Origin of the sequence: Ottowia sp., from assembly GCF_047975795.1 — a bacterium.
Taxonomy (GTDB): Bacteria; Pseudomonadota; Gammaproteobacteria; order Burkholderiales; family Burkholderiaceae_C; genus Ottowia.
Window position 1 is genome coordinate 1 of record NZ_JBKEEE010000046.1, and the last position, 18,610, is coordinate 18,610.

Annotated in this window: 21 protein-coding genes and 1 pseudogene; 15 read left to right on the forward strand and 7 right to left on the reverse strand. The window is 62.9% G+C overall.

What is annotated here, in order from left to right:
* Positions 1-291: 291 nt before the first annotated feature.
* The 5 genes and pseudogenes from ACK5NW_RS06880 to ACK5NW_RS06900 form a co-directional block, all read right to left on the reverse strand.
* Positions 292-1,113, reverse strand: coding sequence for a peptidylprolyl isomerase (locus ACK5NW_RS06880; RefSeq protein WP_416926400.1), 822 nt, complete (start codon positions 1,111-1,113; stop codon positions 292-294).
* 86 nt (positions 1,114-1,199) lie between these two features.
* A complete protein-coding gene (locus ACK5NW_RS06885; protein ID WP_416926402.1) occupies positions 1,200-1,493 on the reverse strand; it encodes a BolA family protein in 294 nt (97 codons plus the stop codon).
* On the reverse strand, positions 1,490-2,080 hold the full coding sequence (locus tag ACK5NW_RS06890) for a septation protein A (protein WP_416926404.1): 591 nt from the start codon (positions 2,078-2,080) through the stop codon (positions 1,490-1,492). Before ACK5NW_RS06890 ends, ACK5NW_RS06885 begins: the two co-directional genes overlap by 4 nt.
* A 27-nt stretch (positions 2,081-2,107) precedes the next feature.
* A complete protein-coding gene (gene msrB, locus ACK5NW_RS06895; protein WP_416926406.1) occupies positions 2,108-2,515 on the reverse strand; it encodes a peptide-methionine (R)-S-oxide reductase MsrB in 408 nt (135 codons plus the stop codon).
* Positions 2,512-3,996, reverse strand: a pseudogene (locus ACK5NW_RS06900) (protein adenylyltransferase SelO). The gene msrB and the pseudogene ACK5NW_RS06900 overlap by 4 nt, the downstream one beginning before the upstream one ends.
* A 135-nt stretch (positions 3,997-4,131) precedes the next feature.
* Between ACK5NW_RS06900 and ACK5NW_RS06905 the strand changes: the two are divergent.
* The gene (locus ACK5NW_RS06905) at positions 4,132-5,760 is read left to right on the forward strand and encodes a 3-(methylthio)propionyl-CoA ligase (RefSeq protein WP_416926408.1); all 1,629 of its coding nucleotides are present in this window, start codon (positions 4,132-4,134) and stop codon (positions 5,758-5,760) included.
* Between the two features lie 428 nt (positions 5,761-6,188).
* Here ACK5NW_RS06905 and ACK5NW_RS06910 read toward each other — a convergent pair whose 3' ends face one another.
* Entirely contained in the window at positions 6,189-7,289 is a 1,101-nt protein-coding gene (locus ACK5NW_RS06910; RefSeq protein ID WP_416926410.1) for a phage portal protein, read from the reverse strand.
* Positions 7,290-7,291: 2 nt separating this feature from the next.
* Positions 7,292-9,295, reverse strand: a complete 2,004-nt coding sequence (locus ACK5NW_RS06915) for a terminase large subunit domain-containing protein (protein ID WP_416926412.1) — start codon at positions 9,293-9,295, stop codon at positions 7,292-7,294.
* A gap of 137 nt (positions 9,296-9,432) precedes the next feature.
* Here ACK5NW_RS06915 and ACK5NW_RS06920 point away from each other — a divergent pair, with 137 nt between their 5' ends.
* From ACK5NW_RS06920 to ACK5NW_RS06985, 14 genes are all read left to right on the forward strand, one after another.
* Positions 9,433-10,278 (forward strand): GPO family capsid scaffolding protein, encoded by an 846-nt coding sequence (locus ACK5NW_RS06920; RefSeq protein WP_416926414.1) that lies wholly within the window; start codon positions 9,433-9,435, stop codon positions 10,276-10,278.
* Between the two features lie 78 nt (positions 10,279-10,356).
* Positions 10,357-11,364, forward strand: a complete 1,008-nt coding sequence (locus ACK5NW_RS06925; protein ID WP_416926416.1) for a phage major capsid protein, P2 family — start codon at positions 10,357-10,359, stop codon at positions 11,362-11,364.
* A gap of 68 nt (positions 11,365-11,432) precedes the next feature.
* Positions 11,433-12,209, forward strand: a complete 777-nt coding sequence (gene gpM, locus ACK5NW_RS06930) for a phage terminase small subunit (RefSeq protein ID WP_416926419.1) — start codon at positions 11,433-11,435, stop codon at positions 12,207-12,209.
* Between the two features lie 109 nt (positions 12,210-12,318).
* A complete protein-coding gene (locus tag ACK5NW_RS06935) occupies positions 12,319-12,801 on the forward strand; it encodes a head completion/stabilization protein (RefSeq protein ID WP_416926421.1) in 483 nt (160 codons plus the stop codon).
* A complete protein-coding gene (locus tag ACK5NW_RS06940) occupies positions 12,798-13,013 on the forward strand; it encodes a tail protein X (RefSeq protein ID WP_416926423.1) in 216 nt (71 codons plus the stop codon). Before ACK5NW_RS06935 ends, ACK5NW_RS06940 begins: the two co-directional genes overlap by 4 nt.
* Before the next feature lie 6 nt (positions 13,014-13,019).
* Entirely contained in the window at positions 13,020-13,850 is an 831-nt protein-coding gene (locus tag ACK5NW_RS06945) for a hypothetical protein (protein ID WP_416926425.1), read from the forward strand.
* 190 nt (positions 13,851-14,040) lie between these two features.
* Entirely contained in the window at positions 14,041-14,451 is a 411-nt protein-coding gene (locus ACK5NW_RS06950; RefSeq protein WP_416926427.1) for a hypothetical protein, read from the forward strand.
* Complete coding sequence (locus tag ACK5NW_RS06955) at positions 14,448-14,951, forward strand: lysozyme (protein ID WP_416926429.1); 504 nt, start codon at positions 14,448-14,450, stop codon at positions 14,949-14,951. The genes ACK5NW_RS06950 and ACK5NW_RS06955 overlap by 4 nt, the downstream gene beginning before the upstream one ends.
* Positions 14,951-15,478: a hypothetical protein gene (locus tag ACK5NW_RS06960; RefSeq protein WP_416926431.1), complete on the forward strand. Its 528-nt coding sequence runs from the start codon at positions 14,951-14,953 to the stop codon at positions 15,476-15,478. The genes ACK5NW_RS06955 and ACK5NW_RS06960 overlap by 1 nt, the downstream gene beginning before the upstream one ends.
* 12 nt (positions 15,479-15,490) lie before the next feature.
* Positions 15,491-16,051, forward strand: coding sequence for a phage tail protein (locus tag ACK5NW_RS06965; RefSeq protein ID WP_416926433.1), 561 nt, complete (start codon positions 15,491-15,493; stop codon positions 16,049-16,051).
* Positions 16,048-16,542, forward strand: coding sequence for a phage virion morphogenesis protein (locus tag ACK5NW_RS06970; protein ID WP_416926434.1), 495 nt, complete (start codon positions 16,048-16,050; stop codon positions 16,540-16,542). The genes ACK5NW_RS06965 and ACK5NW_RS06970 overlap by 4 nt, the downstream gene beginning before the upstream one ends.
* 63 nt (positions 16,543-16,605) lie before the next feature.
* The gene (locus ACK5NW_RS06975) at positions 16,606-17,817 is read left to right on the forward strand and encodes a phage baseplate assembly protein V (RefSeq protein WP_416926436.1); all 1,212 of its coding nucleotides are present in this window, start codon (positions 16,606-16,608) and stop codon (positions 17,815-17,817) included.
* Positions 17,817-18,182 carry a GPW/gp25 family protein gene (locus ACK5NW_RS06980; protein ID WP_416926438.1) on the forward strand — a complete coding sequence of 122 codons (366 nt, stop codon included), beginning with the start codon at positions 17,817-17,819 and terminating at the stop codon, positions 18,180-18,182. The genes ACK5NW_RS06975 and ACK5NW_RS06980 overlap by 1 nt, the downstream gene beginning before the upstream one ends.
* Positions 18,179-18,610 (forward strand): baseplate J/gp47 family protein (locus ACK5NW_RS06985; RefSeq protein WP_416926440.1); only part of this gene is annotated, 432 nt, incomplete at its 3' end. The genes ACK5NW_RS06980 and ACK5NW_RS06985, both read left to right, overlap by 4 nt.

Consider the following 18,610-nt stretch of genomic DNA (forward strand, 5'->3'; position numbering starts at 1 on the left):
ACGCTTGCGCGTGCGTTTGGCTGCAAGCTCGAATCCAGTGGTGGCAAGGCTTGTCTGTTGCATCGCTCCACTGTCTCAGATCAGGCCGTCATGGGGCTGACTTTTGCAGACCTTCCTTAGAACGCATGGCTTGTAATAGCTCTTGTTGGTTGGTGGGTATGGTCATCTGACTGTGCTGCATTTGCTTGGGCACATGGGTTGAAAGGTGCCGTCAAACACGTATCTTGAATGATCCAGAAAAACAAAAGCCGCCTGGTTGGGCGGCTTGTATAAGCAAAAACGGGTTGGGCTTTATTCGACTTTGGCTTTGGCACGCAACTCTTCTTGGAACTTGGCCAGCTTTTGCTGCTGCAACTGCTGCTCGATTTGCGGCTTGACGGACTCGAACGGTGGTGGTTCGGGGGCTTTGGCGTCGCGGATGTCGTCCACGCGGATGATGTGGTAGCCAAACTGCGATTTGACCGGAGTGTCGGTCATCTGGCCTTTTTTCAGGCTTTTCAGGCTTTCAGCAAATTCGGGCACGTAGCTCGATGGGCTGGACCAGCCCAGGTCGCCGCCTTGCGCGCCAGAACCGGGATCTTTGGATTGCTTTTTAGCAATGTCATCGAACTTGCCGCCTTTTTTGATTTCGGCGGTGATGGCTTTGGCCTCGTCTTCTTTTTCGACCAGGATGTGGCGCGCCTTGTATTCCTTGCCGCCATCGGGAGGCGTCATTTTGGCGATCACGCTGTCGTATTCGGCCTTGGCTTCGGCGTCGGTGATGGGGTTTTTCTTTTGGTAATCGGCAAACAACTCGCCGATCAGCACGCTTTGGCGCGCCAGGTCCATTTTGTCGCGAAAATCGGGGCTGGCTTGCAGGCCACGGCGCTCGGCCTCTTGCATGAAGATTTCGCGGGCGATGATTTCTTCGCGCAACTGTTCATCGACCTCGGGCGGCACGGGGCGACCAGTACGGGCGGCTTGCGCCTTGATCTGGCTTTGCAGCGCCTCCAGGCGCGACTTGGGAACGGGCTTGCCGTTGACGACGGCCACGTTCTGGGCCAAAGCGGGCAGGGCCAGTGCGGCGGCCAGCAGGGCCGCAGAGGTGGTGGCGGCCAGGGTGAATTTTTTCATGGGTAAATCAAGATGAAAAGAGTCGGTCGGGGCCGACGGACAACGCTGCGAAGCGAGTGGGGCTTTTGAAAAACCTTGTCAATTTGTCAGCGGGTTTCGATGGCGAGTGCGTGCACGCCTTGTTCTTCAATGAAATGGTGCAGCGCATCATACACAAGCCGGTGGCAGGCTACCCGTGCTTTTCCCGCAAAAAAGGGTGACGAAATGCGTACCCTGAAGTGGGTGCCAAAGCCGGTGCCGTTGGCACCGGCGTGGCCTTCGTGCTGCCAGCTTTCGTCCAGCACCTCCAGCGCGGTGGGTTGAAGCTGCTGGTGCAGGTGCGCGGCCATTTGGTCGGCCAAAGGGGTTGCCGTGGCAGTGGTAGGGACAGGGGCATTCATGGGGCGTCTCTGGGTGGGCTGACAGGTTGGGGCACGTGGTTGTCCTTGGTGCCGTCTTCATCTTCATCTTTGAGATAGCGCGCGATGTACACGCCCTGGCCGATGATGAACACCAGCGGAAACACAAAGCCCCAGAGTTTGAAGGCGGCCCAGTCGTCGGTGGACCAGTAGGCGGCCACCCAGCCGTTGAGGGTGGCCATGAACAGGCTGTAGACCACCCAGGCGGCCGTCAGGCGCTGCCACACGGTATCGGGCAGCATCAGTTGGCCGCCCAGCATCATGCGCAGGAAGTTTTTGCGAAACCCCCACAGCGCCACGCCCAGCACCAGGGCCATGGCGGCGTAGAGCACGGTGGGCTTCCATTTGATGAAGCGCTCGTCTTGCAGCAACAGTGTCAGCGCGCCAAAAATCAAAATCAGCGCCAGCGTGGCTTTGTGCATGGCGCTGAGTTTTTTGTCGATGGCGTACAGCGTGGCCATTTGCACGCAGGTGGCCAGCATCAGCACTGCCGTTCCGGCGTAAATGCCGTACAGCTTGTAGGCGATGAAGAACAGGACGAGGGGAGCCAGCTCCAGCAGGGTTTTCATAGGCGGTGCAGTGTACAAAAAGCAGGTCTACAGCGGCTCGAAATCCAGCGCGGCGGAGTTCATGCAGTAGCGTAGCTGCGTAGGCGGCGGCCCGTCAGAAAACACGTGACCCAGGTGGGCACCGCACTGGGCGCACACGGTTTCGACACGCACCATGCCGTGGCTGGTGTCGCGCCGCTCTTCAATGGCACCGGGTTCGGCGCGGAAAAAGCTGGGCCAGCCGCAACCGGCGTCGAACTTGGCGTCGGACTCGAACAGTTTGTTGCCGCAGCACACGCATTTGTAGATGCCACCGGCCCAGTGCTGCTCGTATTGGCCGGTAAAGGGGCGCTCGGTGACGGCGTGGCGGGTGACTTCGTAGGCCAGCGGTTCGGCGTTCTTGTGGGCCAGCAGGGCGCGCCATTCGACGTCGGTTTTGTGCACGGGATGGGTCATGAGGAACAACTGATCTGGATTTGCGCCGCCCAGTCGGGCGGGAAAGCGGCCCAAGCCGTACGCTCGGGGTGGTCGTCACATGGCGATTCGAGCACCGTGAGCAGGTCTTTGATCATGGCAAAGTCTTTGAGTTTCGCTCGTGCAATGGCTTCTTCGGCCAAATGGTTGCGCAGCACAAAGGCGGGGCTGGATTTGAGCGCCAAATGGGCATCTGGGGCAATTCCATTAAGCGTTGACAGCTCTTTATATTGTAGCAAAAGAGCGTCAATGGCGGCGCGGTCGATGAACATGTCGTGCACCGCGCTGGCCGGTGCGCCCGCAGCGTGCTGGGCCAGTTGTCGCCAGGCGATGGTGTAGTCGGTGCGCTCGCGCGCCATCAGGGCCAGAAAAGCATTGGCCCAACGTTCGGTATGTTCGTTGGCCTGGGCGTAGCCCAGTTTGGCGGCCATGCGCTGGTTGAAGGCGTGGGTAAAACTGGCCTGGAAAGGCGCTAGCGCCGCCAGGGCGTGCTCGGGTTGCTTGATCAGCGGCATCAGCGCCTAGGCCAGGGCGCGCAGGTTCCAGTGCGCCACAGCGGGTTGGTTGCCGAAGGCGTAGCGGCCCATGGTGTCAGAGTGGTTGCAGATGTGGCCGGGGTCAAAACCGTCCATGAACTGGAACGGGCCGTAGTCGATGGTCAGGCCCAGAATGCTCATGTTGTCAGTGTTCATCACGCCGTGGCAAAAACCAACGGCTTGCCAATGCGCGATGAGGGCGGCGGTGCGTTGCGTGACCGCTTCCAGCAGGGCCGCGTAGGGCTGCTCGGCAGTTTGGCACTCAGGGTAGAAATGCGCAATTACAAAGTCGGCCAGGTGGCGCAGGGCATCGTGCTGGCCGCTGTAGCAAAAATGTTCAAAGTGACCAAAGCGGATGAAGCTGGGTGCGGCGCGGGTGACGACGGCGGCGGTTTCCATCTCTTCGCGGCGCACCGGCTGGTCAGAGCCGGTGATGCACAGTGCCCGCGTGGTGGGCACGCCCAGCGCGTGCATGGCTTCGCTGGCCAGAAATTCGCGGATGGATGAGCGCAGCACCGCGCGCCCGTCGCCCATGCGCGAATAAGGCGTCAGGCCGCTGCCTTTGAGTTGCAGCTCCCACGCGGAGCCATCGGACAGTTGGATTTCACCCAGTAACAGCGCACGCCCATCGCCCAACTGCCCCGCCCAGTGTCCAAACTGGTGGCCGCTGTAGACGCTGGCCAGTGGGTCGCTACCTGCTAAATGGTTGTGGCCTGAAAACGCCTCCAGTGCTTGCTGTGATTGCCACCAATGCTCATCAAGTTGCAGCGTTTTTGCCATCAATGCGCTGCGGCCGACCCAATACGGATCGCGCAACGGATTGGGGGCTAGCCGGGTGTAGAACGGCTGGCCCAGCGCGGCAAAACGGTTGATCCATGTCCAGCCCATGTCGTGGCTGGCAATGGATGGATGAGGTGGCGAAAACATGGGTGAATTGTCCCGCGTGTGACGTGGGCTGGCAGGTGCAGCATCGATGAGCTTGCAGATTGTGCGGAAATGGCCTGCGCATGATTTAGTATGCACGTTGACCCTGTTCATCCAGACACGCAAGAGGAGACAACCATGCTGGGTTTGATGCAAAACCATCCGCTTTTGATTTCGACACTGATTGATTTTGCGGCGTGCAACCATGCGGATACCGAAGTCGTTTCGCGCCGGGTAGAGGGCGACATTCACCGCTACACTTGGGCCGATGTGCAGCGCCGCGCCAAACAGGTGGCCAACGGAATGGACAAATTTGGCCTCAAGGCGGGCGAGCGCGTGGGTACGCTGGCCTGGAACGGCTACCGCCATCTGGAGCTGTACTTTGGCGTCAGCGGCTCTGGTCGTGTGTTGCACACGCTGAACCCGCGCCTGGTGCCCGAGCAAGTGGCCTGGATTGTCAACCACGCCGAAGACCAGGTGATGTGCTTTGACATGACTTTTCTGCCCATCATCCAGGCCGTGCACAGCCAGTGCAAAACCGTCAAACACTGGGTAGCGCTGTGCGATGCCGAGCAGTTGCCCAAAGACTCTGGCATCCCCAATCTGCTCAGCTACGAAGCCTGGCTGGCCGGGCAATCCAGCGACTATGAATGGCCGGTGTTCGACGAGAACACGGCGTCCAGCCTGTGCTACACCAGCGGCACCACGGGCCACCCCAAAGGCGTGCTGTACAGCCACCGATCTACCGTGCTGCACGCTTACGCGGCGGCCTTGCCTGACGTGATGAACCTGTCGGCGCGCGATGCGGTGCTGCCCGTGGTGCCCATGTTCCACGCCAATGCCTGGGGCCTGCCGTATGCGGCCGCCATGGTGGGCTGCAAGCTGGTGTTTCCCGGCCCGGCCATGGATGGCAAGTCGATCTACGAGCTGATCGAGGCTGAAGAAGTGACTTTTGCCGCCGGTGTGCCCACGGTGTGGCAAATGCTGCTCAGCCATCTTGGGCCGAACAAGCTGCGCTTCAGCAAGCTGACGCGTACGGTGATTGGTGGATCGGCCGCGCCACCGGCCATGATCACCACCTTCCGCGAAGACTACGGCGTGGACGTGCTGCACGCCTGGGGCATGACCGAGACCAGCCCGCTGGGATCGCTGTCGATGCTCAAGCAAAAACAACTGGCCTGGCCCGAGGCCGAGCAGCTCAAGGTGCGCATGAAGCAAGGCCGCAGCATGTTCGGTGTTGACATGAAGCTGGTGGACGCCGATGGCAAAGACATGCCCTGGGGCACCGGCGTGGCAGGCGATTTGCTGGTGCGCGGGCCGTGGGTGGTGGCGCAGTACTTCAAAGGTGATGGCGGTGATCCGCTGGTTGGCGGCTGGTTCCCGACAGGCGATGTGGCCACCATCGACGCCGATGGTTTCATGCAAATCACCGACCGCAGCAAAGACGTCATCAAGTCCGGCGGTGAATGGATCAGCTCCATCGACGTGGAAAACATCGCCATGGCGCATCCGGCGGTGGCCATGGCGGCCTGTATCGGCATGGCACACCCCAAGTGGGACGAGCGCCCGATTGTGGTGGTGGTTAAAAAGCCGGGTCAGGAAGTCACACGCGACGAGCTGCTGGCTTTTTATGAAGGCAAGGTGGCCAAGTGGCAAGTGCCCGACGACGCGGTGTTTGTCGACGCCATCCCGCTGGGTGCGACTGGCAAGATGCTCAAGACCCGACTGCGTGAACAGCTCAAGGACTACAAGCTGCCTAGGCTGTAAAAAAACGGGCTACAGTCTTTTGAACTGTAACCCGTTGATTTTATTGGTCGGCGTGGCGGCGATCATATTTAGAGGGAAAAAAGAAGAAAAATTAAAAGTTGCCCCAAAAGTTGCCCCAAAAAAAGTAGGCGTTAGCAGCGTGTGCCACAAACGCACTACGCCGCGCCGCCATATCCGGTCACATATTGCCACACGAAAAAAAGAAGAATCGGCGCGTGGCCCGCGCCAGTTGTGAATTTCGGGGTCATTGAGGCGTCGCCATACAAAGGTCTCATTTTCAAGAGCCGGGGGACGGGGGGACGGCGCGGGAAGAGGGGGTGGGGAGGTGTGCGCGGGGCGCGTTTTGGCGGGGCAGGGGGGTGCCTGCGCGGCGTGCGGGCGCAACAAAGCCGCCCGCAGGCGGCTTGGTGGGTGGGCGTGGTAAGCGGCTACCTGGCGGCGCTGCCAGGCGCGGGGGATGCAGACGCTGCCGTGGCCATTGGCTCGTAGGGTGCGAAGCGGATCACCTCATCGCCGGCCCAATCGTTGAGCTGCACCAGCGCTTGCATGATCGGCTCGACTTCAGTGCGGTGGTACACGTCGGCTGATTTGGCAATGTCGCCCAAACCGCCGGCCGACTTGGGCACGATGCCGATCAGGCTGGGTGGCATGCGGTGTGCGGCCAGCACGTCGTCGCGGCTCACATCCTTGATGCTCAAAAAGTCATCCTTAGCAGCCACCTCGTTGAAGGGCACCACCTTCAACCCATCCTCTTTGCCCTCGGGCACGTGCACAAACAGGTTGCGGAAGTTGCCATTGCCCTTCACCGCGCGCAACTGATCAACGATGGCCTTCTGAGCCTGGTCACTCAGCTTGCCATCGGTGCTGTACAGGATAAAACCGGCGTGCGCCCCGTTGTTGTAGAACCTGCGTCGAAACAGCGTGGCCGACTCGTTGAGTAGCGCACTTTGCAGCGCCGCCAGATAGTCGGGCACCCCGTAAATTTCTTGGTTGACGTCCGGCGTCCGCAGATGGAACACCTCGCCCGGTGTGAAAGCGTGTTCGACTTCACCTGGCGTCAAATAAAAATATTGGCTCAGGTCATCCCGCCCGCGCCGCGTCCACTTGCTCATCACTCGCTCGTAGCGCAGCACGCCGCCCAGCAGGTTGCGCACCGGCCGCACGTAGGCATCGGCAAACGTCAACCAGTCCAAGACAAAAGCGGAAAACTCAGCCCGCGACAACAGCGGGTGCGGCACAAAGGCCCGCTCTAGCAACTGCCGCTTGTAGGTGATGGCGCTGGCATGGTGCGGGTTGACACGCAAACACTTGGCCAGGTACTCGCGCGGCACAGGCGGCTCGTACCACTTGCCCCACACACTGCACTCCCACACATCCATCAGCCAGCGCCCATCAAGTACCGACGTGGCATCGCCAAACGAAAATTCAGCGACCGAAAAAGCCTCATGACTCAACTTGCCCCCATCGGCTGGTGCGGCATCGCGCACATGGCCCTGCACCTTGGTGCGTACACGGTTTTTACGACTCATGATCAAAATACCTCAACAACGTTGGCTGTCGGGCCTGCGCCCGTCAGCGGTTCAAAACTCAGGGCGTTCATCAGCGCCCAGGCCAGGTCAGCGTGGCCGGTTTTTTTGCGCCGCCCGCTCACATAGGTCAATTGCCCGCCGCGCGTGCTGCCGTGCTTGATGGCCATAAAACTCTGCACCAAATCGGCCGCGCCAGCATCCCACTGCAAGCGCTCGCGCCGCATCACGTTTTGTGCCCCCATCACCAGCTGCGCCTTGACCTCGGGCGAGTAATGGATGGGCGTGGCCACCGGGAAAAATTTTTGAACAAGCTGGAACACACCTTGCCCCAGCCCCGTCACGTCGATGCCCATTTTCAGAACGTTGTAGCGCTCGGTAATCTGCTTGATAAACCGCGCTTGCGCCTCGTAGTCGTCACCATGCAGCCGGTGGTACTCCAGCACCCTGAACGCGCCGCCCGGCGCATCCGGCGGGGCCACCACCACCAGCCCGCAGGCATCGCCATCGGGGTTGCCGCCGCTCGGGTCGTAGCCCACCCACACCCCGCGATAGCCAAAAGGCCGGGGCGCAAAAGGTTGCCAGTCAGCAGCCCAGGCGTCCCAACTGTCCACCCCGCAGCCCTTCAGCCACTCGTAAGGAAAGACCGCCGTCTGGTCATCCACAAATTCGCACATGTACAAGTTGCGATAAGCCGCTGGTGCGTTTTCGCGCCGCAGTTGCTCCAGGTCGATCCGGTCAAAGCCCATCAACACAGCTTGCTCAGCCGACATCAGGTTGCGCCACACACCATCGCCACCACGGTGGCCTTTGATCAGGCGCTTTGAACTCAAATCGATAGCAACTTGTTCAGCCTTCGACCGTCCGGTGTTAAAGCGCTCGCCCGTCCACAAGTCATACGCATCGGCGGTGACCGTGCTAGGCGTTGAAAAATAAGTCTTGCGAAAGTGCTTGTGTGTGGCAATGGCACCGGCCGTGCTTTCCATCACCCCAAAATTCGGCACCCAATAAATTTCATCAAAGTAAAGGTTGCCCGCGTACCCCTGCGCCGTGGCCACGTTGCGGCCTAAGAAAAACTCACGCGCGCCGTTGCTGAACACAATCGGGTCGCCCTCTAAATCCATGTCCAGCACCTCGCGCACAAAGCCGCGTTGGTGGCTGCGAAACAGGTCCGCCTGCGCCCGGCTGGCCGACAAAAAAACTTGGCTGCGCGCTGTCGTCAGCAGGTCTATCAACGCCTCGCGCGCGAAGTACCACGTGGCACCAATCTGGCGGCTTTTTAAGATCAGCCGCACGCGCTCGCCAATGTGCTTTTGCCAAAGCTGCTGGTGGCTGTAAAGCAAATCGGTATAAGCCGCTTGCAGCTCCTGCACATGCTCAGGATCAAAGTGATTTTTGGGGGCCTTGGCCGTTGGCCGCTTGCGCCGCACCTTGCGCCCGTCCGGGTGTTCGTCCGACCCCAGCGCCGGCAGCCGGCCCACATGATCGGGCACCAGCGGCGATCCATCCGCGCCCAGCGGCCGCGCCACTGCACCATCAAACGCGGGCACCACAAAGCGCGCCATCTGCCGCGCCAGTAAATCAATTTCTTTCAGGTGCTGGCCTTCTTTGGCCGGCAAGCCAATCAGGTACGCCAGTCGCACCTCCAGGCTGCCCACCACCTTATCAACGGGCTTAGCCTTGCTCCACCCCTCGGCCTTGGCCCAGCCATGCAAGGTGGTGCGCTTGATGTCCAGCGCGCGCGCAATAGCGGCGATGCGAAAGCCGCCCCAAAACATGCTGCGCGCCTGCCGGCGCAAGTCTTGCACCTGCGGCGCTGGTGCCAGGCCAAAGCCATCCGGCCACCCGCCGGCGGGCACCGCATCACTTGCCAGCGCAACCACCTGCGCGGCAGAATCAGCACGCACCGGCAGCGCCTTGGGCACACCAGGTGGGCGCTTGGCAGGTGCACGGCCTGGGCGCTTGGTTGTCGCGCGCTTGCGTGCGGCAGGGGTCTTGTTGCTGGGCATGCGCCGATTGGATAGCCTTGGCACGCCACGGCACACCCCCAAAAAAAGTAGCACCGCGCCCTACAAGCGCCCTGCATTGCGCGCGATGGGCGCAGCGGCAACCATTGCGGCATCGTCAACACACCGACCATGCCGATATGAAAAACACCAAAGCCAAGCGCTTCCGCGTTGCCACCAGCGGCCCCACCATCGACGGGCGCGAAATCAAAGCCGACTGGCTCACCCAGGCCGCCGACAACTACGACCCCGTAGGCATCTATGCCGCACGCATCAATGTCGAACACCTGCGCGGTGCAATGCATGAGTCAGAATTTGGCGCGCTGGGCGACGTCACCGCACTCAGCACCGAAAACCTGAAAGACGGGCGCGTCGCCCTGTATGCCGACCTGCTGCCCAACGAGCGCGCCATCGCCGCCAACCAAAAGGGCCAAAAGGTTTACAGCAGCATTGAAATCATCGAAAACTTCGCCGGCACCGGCCAGGCTTACATGGTCGGGCTGGCCCTTACCGACAGCCCCGCCAGCCTGGGCACCCAGCGCCTGGCCTTCAGTACCCAGCAAACCGCCGCCGCTGCCAGCGCCAGCGCCGAGCCTTTCAGCGTCATCGGCAAAAAATCCAGCGCACTGGCGTTCGCCATGGCCAACCCCATCGACTTTGATTTGTCAGACGACGACGCCGCCGCCGACAGCAAACTCAGCGAACTGTTTGCCACCCTGCGCGACAAGTTCACAGCCCGCTTCAAGGTCGCCGACAAAACCACCGCCGACCTGGCCGCCGAAGTCGCCGCCACGCTGGACGCCTTTGCCGACGCCACCGCCACGCAATTTGATCAGCAAGGCCAGGACTTTGCTGCCCTGCAAGCTGCGCACACGCAACTGCAAACCGACTTTGCCAACCTGAAAAAGCAGCTCGAAACAACGCCCGCCGCGCCCGCGCGCAAAGCATCCACGGGCGGCACCAGCGCCGAAGTAACCGACTGCTGACACCCAAACCGCCCTCGCCAAAAATCAACGCCAAAAGTCAACGCCAAACACACACAAACACACACAAGGACAACCGCCATGTACCCCGAAACCCGCCAAGCCCTGAACGGCTTTCTCACCCAGGTGGCCAAACTCAACGGCGTTACCTCCGTCGCCGAAACCTTCAACGTCGCGCCCAGCGTGCAACAAACGCTGGAAAACCGCATGCAAGAGTCCAGCGACTTTTTGAAAAAAATCAACGTCATCGGCGTGCGCGAGCAAGAGGGCGAGAAAATCGGCTTGGGGGTCACCGGCCCGGTCGCAAGCCGCACCGACACCACCAACGCCGAGCGCCAAACCCGCGACGTGTCCGACCTGAACAACCAGCGCTACCGCTGCGAGCAAACCAACTACGACACCCACCTGCGCTACGCCAAGATCGACGCCTGGGCCAAATTCCCGGACTTTCAAGTGCGCTTGCGCAATGCCATCGTTCAGCGGCAGGCGCTCGACCGCATCATGATCGGCTTTAACGGCACCAGCGTGGCCGCCGACACCAACTTGGTAACCAACCCGCTTTTGCAAGACGTCAACAAAGGCTGGCTGCACAACCTGCGCACCGACGCCCCGGCCCGCCACATGGCCGAAGTAGTCAGTGGCAGCGGCCAAATCACAGTCGGGGCCAGCGGCGACTACAAAAACCTCGACGCCCTAATCTACGACGCCAAGTACGCCCTCATCGACCCCTGGTACCGCGACGATCCAGGGCTTGTCGCCATCATGGGCAGCGACCTGCTGCACGACAAGTTTTTTGGCTTGATCGACATTGACCAGTCTCCCACCGAGAGCCTGGCTGCCAATGTCATCCTCAGCCAAAAGCGCGTCGGCGGCCTGGTGCCCGTCACCGTGCCCTACTTCCCGGCCAACGCTGTGCTGATCACGCGACTGGACAACCTGTCCATCTACTACCAGACCGGCGCGCGCCGCCGCCACCTGATCGACAACCCCAAGCGCGACCGCATCGAAAACTTTGAGTCCAGCAACGACGCCTACCCGGTCGAAGACTACGGCTGTGCAGCGCTGATCGAAAACATCACCGCCGCCTAAGCACCGCGCGGTGCAGGCCCGCCATCGACCGGGCCTGCACACCACGCAACCACAGGAGCCAGATCACCATGGGGCACGCACGTAACCACTTTCAGCGTGTCAGCGCTGCCAACCAAGGCAGCGCCGACCAACTCACCGGCCAGCAGCAAGCCCTGCAATGGCTGCACACCCAGCGCGCGTTGCTGTCGGCCTTGCAGTCGCGCCAGGCGCGTGAGGCGCACAAAGCCCAGGTGCTGCCCGAGATCACGCCCTATTTGCAAGGCGTGTTGCAAGCCGACGCCGGTGGCCAAGACACCATCGTCAGCTACTGCACCGTATGGGCGCTCGATGCCGGCGCGTGGGCGCTGGCGCTGGCGCTGGGCCAGTACGCCATCCGTCACGGCATCGACATGCCCGATGAATTTAAGCGCAACGCCGCCACCTTGATGGTTGACCTCATGGCCGACGCAGCCTTGAGCGGCCGCATGAGCGGCGCTGACATCAGCCACCACCTGGCCGAGGCGCTGCACGCCACCCAAGGATCCAACATGCCCGACCAGTCCCGCGCCAAAGCCCACAAAGCCATTGCCTACGGCCTGGCCGGCAAGACCACCTTGGCCGGCCAGCCCGGCGACTGGAAAAGTTTGAGCGCCGCCACGCTGGCACTGGCCTTGGGCCACCTGCAACAGGCCGAGCAACTCGACACCAATGCCGGCGTCAAAAAAGACATAGCCGCCGTGCAAAAGCTGCTGGACGCCGCCACCGCCACCGCAGCGCCAGTGGCTGCGGCAGCAGCCACACCAGGCAACAAGCCAGCCACCAAACCGGCCACCAAACCGGCCACCAAACGCAAACCAAAAACCTGACCCAACCGAGTGCCCCCCACCCGGCGGCGCGGGGGGTGCGCAGCCAGCGCAAAGCACCGGCCACGCGCACCCCTCCGCCCACCGCCGGCCCGCATAAAAAGCCCGCGCCATGACCGGATTCATCGCCCACATTCCCCCCGCCGATGTCCCGGCCGAGGTCATCGACAACGAGCCGTTTTTTCCGGCCATCGCCACCACCGACCTGCGTGCCATTGGCCGCTTTGACGGCGGCACCACGCCCGAGCAATTGCGCGCTGCCATCCTGGCCGCGCTCACCCACGTTAACGACCAACTGCGCGACTGGGCAGCGCAGCAACAAGGCGCGGGCCACACCACATTGGCCGACGTGCCAGCGCCGCAAATCGCAAGCCAATCCGTGCGCCTGCACGCCTACCGGCGCGCCATTGCCCATGCCGCCATGGGTCAACTTGAAGACACCCGCCGCGCCCAATCCACGCTGCCCGCCGGCATGGGCAAAGACGCACGCGTCCTTGAAAGCGTGGGCCTGCGCACCGCCGACCACTGGCGCGACATGCGCAACGCCATTGCCGACGTGATGCAGCGCATGCGCGAAACCGTGGAGCTGATATGACCACCACCCACCGCACCGTCCACGCCCACCAGCACGACACCCTGGATGCCATCGCCTGGCGCTACCTGGGCCGCACCGCCGGCGTGGTCGAAGCCACGCTAGAGGCCAACACCGGCCTGGCCCACGTGGCCGCCGACCTGCCCGAAGGCCACCCCATCACCCTGGTGGCACCACCCGCCGCCCCGCGCGCACTTATCCAGCTTTGGGATTAACCCACCATGACCCACTACCTGCCCACCATCGGCATCGTCCTGCTGACAGCCATCGCCGTAGCCCACCTGTTGCCCGTGCTGGGCATCCTGACCGTGCGCCTGCTGGCACGCAACACCGACGCCGCAGCCAAAGAGCTGGCCGCTTTGCCAGACGTGAGCGACCACGACAAGGCCGCTGCGCTGGCTTGCATCAAGCGCGCAAAAACGCAAGAGGACAAAACGCTGTGGGCCGACGCATTGGCCCCGGTGGTGTGCGCCTATGCGCTGCCGTTTACCCCGCGCGGTGCCGACAAGCTGCCCGCATGGGCCAGCCGCTGGGACAACAACGTATCCCTCAATGGCGATGGGCACGGTGTGCTGCGCGACGGGCAATGGATCGACCGTAAAGACATTGGCGCTGATGGCCTGTTGCCCGGTGAGGTGTGGGTCAGCTACAGCGATCCAGCCTATGGGGGCGGTAGCTACTACGCCAAAGGCCACCATCCGCGCAGCCTGTGGGCGCGGTGGGTGTGGGTGGGTTGGCGCAACCGTGCCAGCGCCCTGAGTGTGAGCCTGGGCACCGACGTGGCCGCGCGGCCCATGGTGATCAGTGGCGCTGCTGATGTTGGTCGCAGCAAGCCGGGGCACATGCTGCTTAAGTGCGGCGACGTGTACCACCTTAAGACCTTTGCCAACGTAGGCCCGCTGTGCGTGATCCGCAGCGTGGGGGCCAAGCTTGAATATGCGCTGTACCGCGACCCTGATGAGTCGGGCAGCTTTGGCAGGGTGCCTTACGTGGTGATAGGCATCAGCTTCAAAATTGGCGCTTGGTTTAAGGCGTGGCGGGGGCAAGCATGATCGCCAACGTATCCGAGAGCATCAACCTCATGCTGATGACCGCAGCCGGGTTGGGCGCATTCGTTGGCGCGGCCATCGGCACCATCCTGATTGGGGGTAGGCCAAGGCCCGTACCAGCACCGCACTGCCCGAAGTGCTGCCCAAAGCGCGCGCGTAAATGCTGCCCAACGTGCGGCAATAGGGGGGCATCATGAACCGGATAGATGCATTTTTTTCCAAGGCTGGCATGCCCATGACGGCAGCGTCGGGCGCAGCCACGGCGGTTATCGGCATGGTCGAGCACATAGACCTGGCCATGATCGTTGGCATTGTCGTGCCCCTGGTGGTCGGCGCGGCTACGGTGTATTACAAAGGCAAGGCCAGCCGTTTACGCGAACGCGATATTGCACGCCTGCAAGCCGAGAGTGATTTGTTTGCAGAGTTACAGCACGCCGAAAACCGCCGCCGCGAAGCCGAGCATGAGATGCGGCTCAAGATGATGCAGGCCGGTGTGCCCGTCGTTGACGGGCACACGCAGTACCCCGAATACTCGGTGATCGGCCACCCCACACCACTGACTGAGTACGACACCGATGGCGTGCCGTTGGAGCGATCCAAGTGACGCCACAACTACGCGCCCAACTCATCAAGGCCGGTGCCGCTGGTGCATCAGCGCTTGCCATTGCGGGCATCTTGATGGTGCACCACGAGGGGCGGCGCTACGTACCTTACCTGGATCCAGCAGGTGTGCTGACCGTGTGCGCCGGGGTCACCGGCCCCGATGTGATCAGGGGTAAGCGATACACCCCCGCCGAGTGCGAGGCACTGGAAAGCAAGCACCTGCGCGTCGCCAAAGGCGCGGTGCAGCGACAGATCAACACCTATGCGCAACTCAACCGCTGGCAGCAGGCCGCGCTGATTGATTTTGCGTACAACTTGGGCGAGGGAAAGTTGGCCGGGGCGACGATGCGCAAACGCTTTAATGCGGGCGACGTTGTAGGAGGGTGCAACGAACTGGTGCGGTGGGTTAAAGCTCGCGTGGGCGGCGAGCTTGTGACGCTGCGCGGGTTGGTGACCCGGCGCGACAACGAACTCGATTTGTGCCTGCACTGGACAGACTGATGACCGTCGCTGTGCTAATCATCAAACGCGCCTGGCCCTACCTGGCTGGCGCTGCCTTGCTGGCCGCCGCGTGGTGGTGGTACGCCAGCCAAATCAACGCAGCACGCGCACAAGGCGATGCCAATGGCCGCGCCGCTGTACAGCAACTGTGGGACGCTGAGCGCGTCGCCCTTGCCGCAGCTGCTGCCCAAGCCAATGCCGACAACCAAGCCCAAAAGGACGCCCAAAATGACGCACTCAACACCGCCCGCAACCAACGCGCACAAGCTGCCCAGCGCGACACGGCTGCACTGGCTGACCCTGCCGCTGCTGCTGAGCGTGACCGCTTGCGCCGCGCCCTCGACACCGCCCTTAACACCATCCGCAGTTGTGGCGTGTCCACCGCCGCCGCCGATGCCAGCAGCGCAAGAGCCGCAGCCATCGCAACCGTACTTGCAGACATGGAGCAAGCGGGTGCAGGCATGGCGCGCGCAGCTTCAGGGCACGCCGCCGACTCAGTGATGTATCAACAAGCTTGGCCCCAATAAGGCGCGCGCCATATGCTCAAACTCAACAGCCTGCGCGCCACCATCCTGGCCGCCGTGCAGCGCACCAAACAAGACAACCCGGCCGAGGTGGTGGTGCTGACCGATGGCGGGCGCATCATCAGCACCGGCACGGACAGCCTCAGCTTTGAAATGCAGTACACCGCCCTGGTGTGGGTGCTGGGCCTGGCCGAACATCCCGACGTGGTGCTGCTGCCCGTGCTGGCCTGGCACAAGTTGCAACAGCAAGAGCTGTACGCCGACCCCGCAAAAACAGACCGCGCATTTGAATTCAACGTCCAATTGCTGGACGATCCAGGCGTGATCGACCTGCATCTGCGCTTGTCGATGACAGAACGTGTCATCGTGCAATACGACGCGGCGGGCCACGTCACCGCCACCCACCACGCCCCCGAACCAGGCCCGCTGGGCTTTGCCGACAAACCCGAGCGCTGGCAGATCGACCTGCAACACCCCGGCGGCGAGCGCGAAACCATCGCCACCTTCGACGGCCCCGCACTGCCGCGCGCCCAAAGTCATCTGGCCGCCATGGGTATCGACGTGCGCCGGGCATGAGCCAGACCGCCACCGATTTGCAAGCCCTGGCCAGTTGGCTGCAACCCCTCATTGCCGCGCTGGACGCCCCCGCGCGCCGCAGCCTGGCCGTCAAGATAGCGCGCGAGCTGCGCCGCCAAAACCAAGCCAGCATGCGCGCGCAAACCGCGCCTGATGGCACGCCGTGGCAAGCGCGCAAAGCGCGCATCATCGCCGCCAACGGTGTGCGCGCCGGTCTGTCCAAAGCCCGCCAGCGCCAAGGCCCCATGATGGCCAAGCTGCGCCAGACGCGCTATTTGCCCATCAAGGCCACGCCAGACGACGCCAGCATCACCTTTGCTGGCCGCGTGTTGCGCATCGCCCGTGTGCATCAATTTGGCTTGCCCGACCGCGTAAGCCCCGGCGGCCCAGAACACACCTATGCCGAGCGCCCGTTGCTGGGCCTGAGCGACAACGCCCAAGACACCATCAAGGCCCTGGTGCTGGATCACCTCACACCCCAAAAAATGTAGCGCCCGCCGCTACAAGCACCATTGCTGGTGCCAACGCGCACGCACCGGCACCATCGCTGGCACATGCTGCCCGACACTTACAACCCCGAAGCCGACCCGCAAGACGCCGCCCGCGTGGCCGGCATGATGCTGCGCACCGGCACCGTGGCCGAGGTTGACGTGGCCAAGGCCATGCTGCGCTTTGCCACCGGCGACATCACCACCGACTGGCTCCCCTGGCTGGAGCGCCGCGCCGGCGGCACCAACGGCGGGCGCACCTGGTGGCCCCCCGTGGTGGGCGAGCAAGGCATCTTGCTGGCCCCCGGTGGCGACCTGGCCCGCGCCGTGGTGCTGCCCGGCATGTTTTCTACCGCCATGCCCGCTGGCGAGCGCACCGCCGCCGTGGCCCGCGACGACTTCAACGCCGCCGATTTTTGGCAGTGGGAAAACGGCACCCTCAGCGCCGAATGCACCAGCAAAATCGAATTCGGGGTGGGCGATGCCACGCTCACCATCACCCCTGAGCAAATAGCCCTCAGCGCCGGTGGGGCCACCCTCACCCTGGCGGGCGGCATCGTCACCGCCAGCGCCGACGTGGTGGCCGGCGGCGTCAGCCTGGTCAGCCATATCCATACTGGCGTGATCAGCGGCCCAATGGTTTCAGGGCCGCCCGTGGGCGGTGGTGGTGGTGGCGGCGGTAGTGGAAGCGGTAGCGGTGACGCACCAGGGTGGCTGGGCGGCACCTTGCCTGATGCCACACCAGCCGAGGCGCAAGTGCGCTACCTCGCCAGCTATTCCCGGCTGACTTATCGCGGCCAGCCATCGAGCTGGGGCATCGTTGGCGCGGGTTACCACTACAACATCCTGGCCGAGCTGCCAGAGGACACCAACCAAATCAACGAGGCGTTGTACTACCAGCGCGTGCGCCCCAGCGTGTGGCGGCGCGTTGAGCAAAATGGCACCACCCATCTGGCGTGGGACGCCTTTGTCGCTACAGCGCACGATCCGGCCGCTGGCACTTGGGCTGACGACGTGCTGGACACCGCGCGCGACCACATTGGCCTGTACAACGGCAGCATCCCCGCAGGCATCAGCAGTGACCAGCCGCCACCGCCTTACGAGACGTTTAAATCGTCGCGCACCGGCTTGATTTACGCAGCCATCATGACCTGGACAAAGCAAGACAGGCCAAACGGCACGCTGCCCATCCCTTGGCAAATCAACCCCCGCGTTTGCTGGCTGATCACCGACGCCGAATGGGCCGCCCAAGGCACGCCCAAAGAGGGGGGCGACTGATGCCCGGCATGCACCACGCCAGCGGCCGCGCCCTGGGCGGCTTGGCCCACTTGCGCCAGTCGGTGCAAGACATACTTACTACACCCATTGGCAGCCGGGTCATGCGCCGCGACTACGGCAGTCTGGTGCCAGCGTTGCTGGATCACCCCCTTAACGCGGCCGTTGCCAGCCGCATCAGCGCCGCTGCCGTGGCGGCCATCACCCGCTGGGAGCCGCGCCTGCTGGTGCAGAGTGCGCAACTCACACCGCGCACCGATGCTGACAGCGGCGCTGTCCAGCCAGGCCGCGCCAGCATACTTATCGAGGCCAGCGTGCGCGAGGTGGGCACCCGCACCCAGGCCCTGCACATCGAGGTAGCCCTGTGACCATAGACCTCAGCACGCTGCCCGCCCCATCGGTGGTCGAAGCCCTCGACCACGAGCGCATCTTTGCCGCCCACAAAGCCGACCTGCTGGCCCGCTACCCCGAAGCAGCAGCCGTGATCGAATTGGAAAGCGAGCCGCTCACCAAGCTGATGCAGGCCCACGCATACCGCGAGCTGCTGTACCGTCAGCGCGTCAACGAGGCCGCCCGCGCCTGGCTGCTGGCCTTTGCCACCGGGGCCGACCTGGATCACAAAGCCGCGTTTTATGCCGTGCAACGGCAAGCCGGCGAAACCGATGACCGCCTGCGCGCCCGCATCCAGCTGCGCGTGCGCGCGCTGGCCGGCAACGGCACCCGACAAGCCTACGAATACACCGCCCTTACTGCCAGCACCCAGGTGCGCGCCGCCCGCGCCACCCAGCCCACCCCC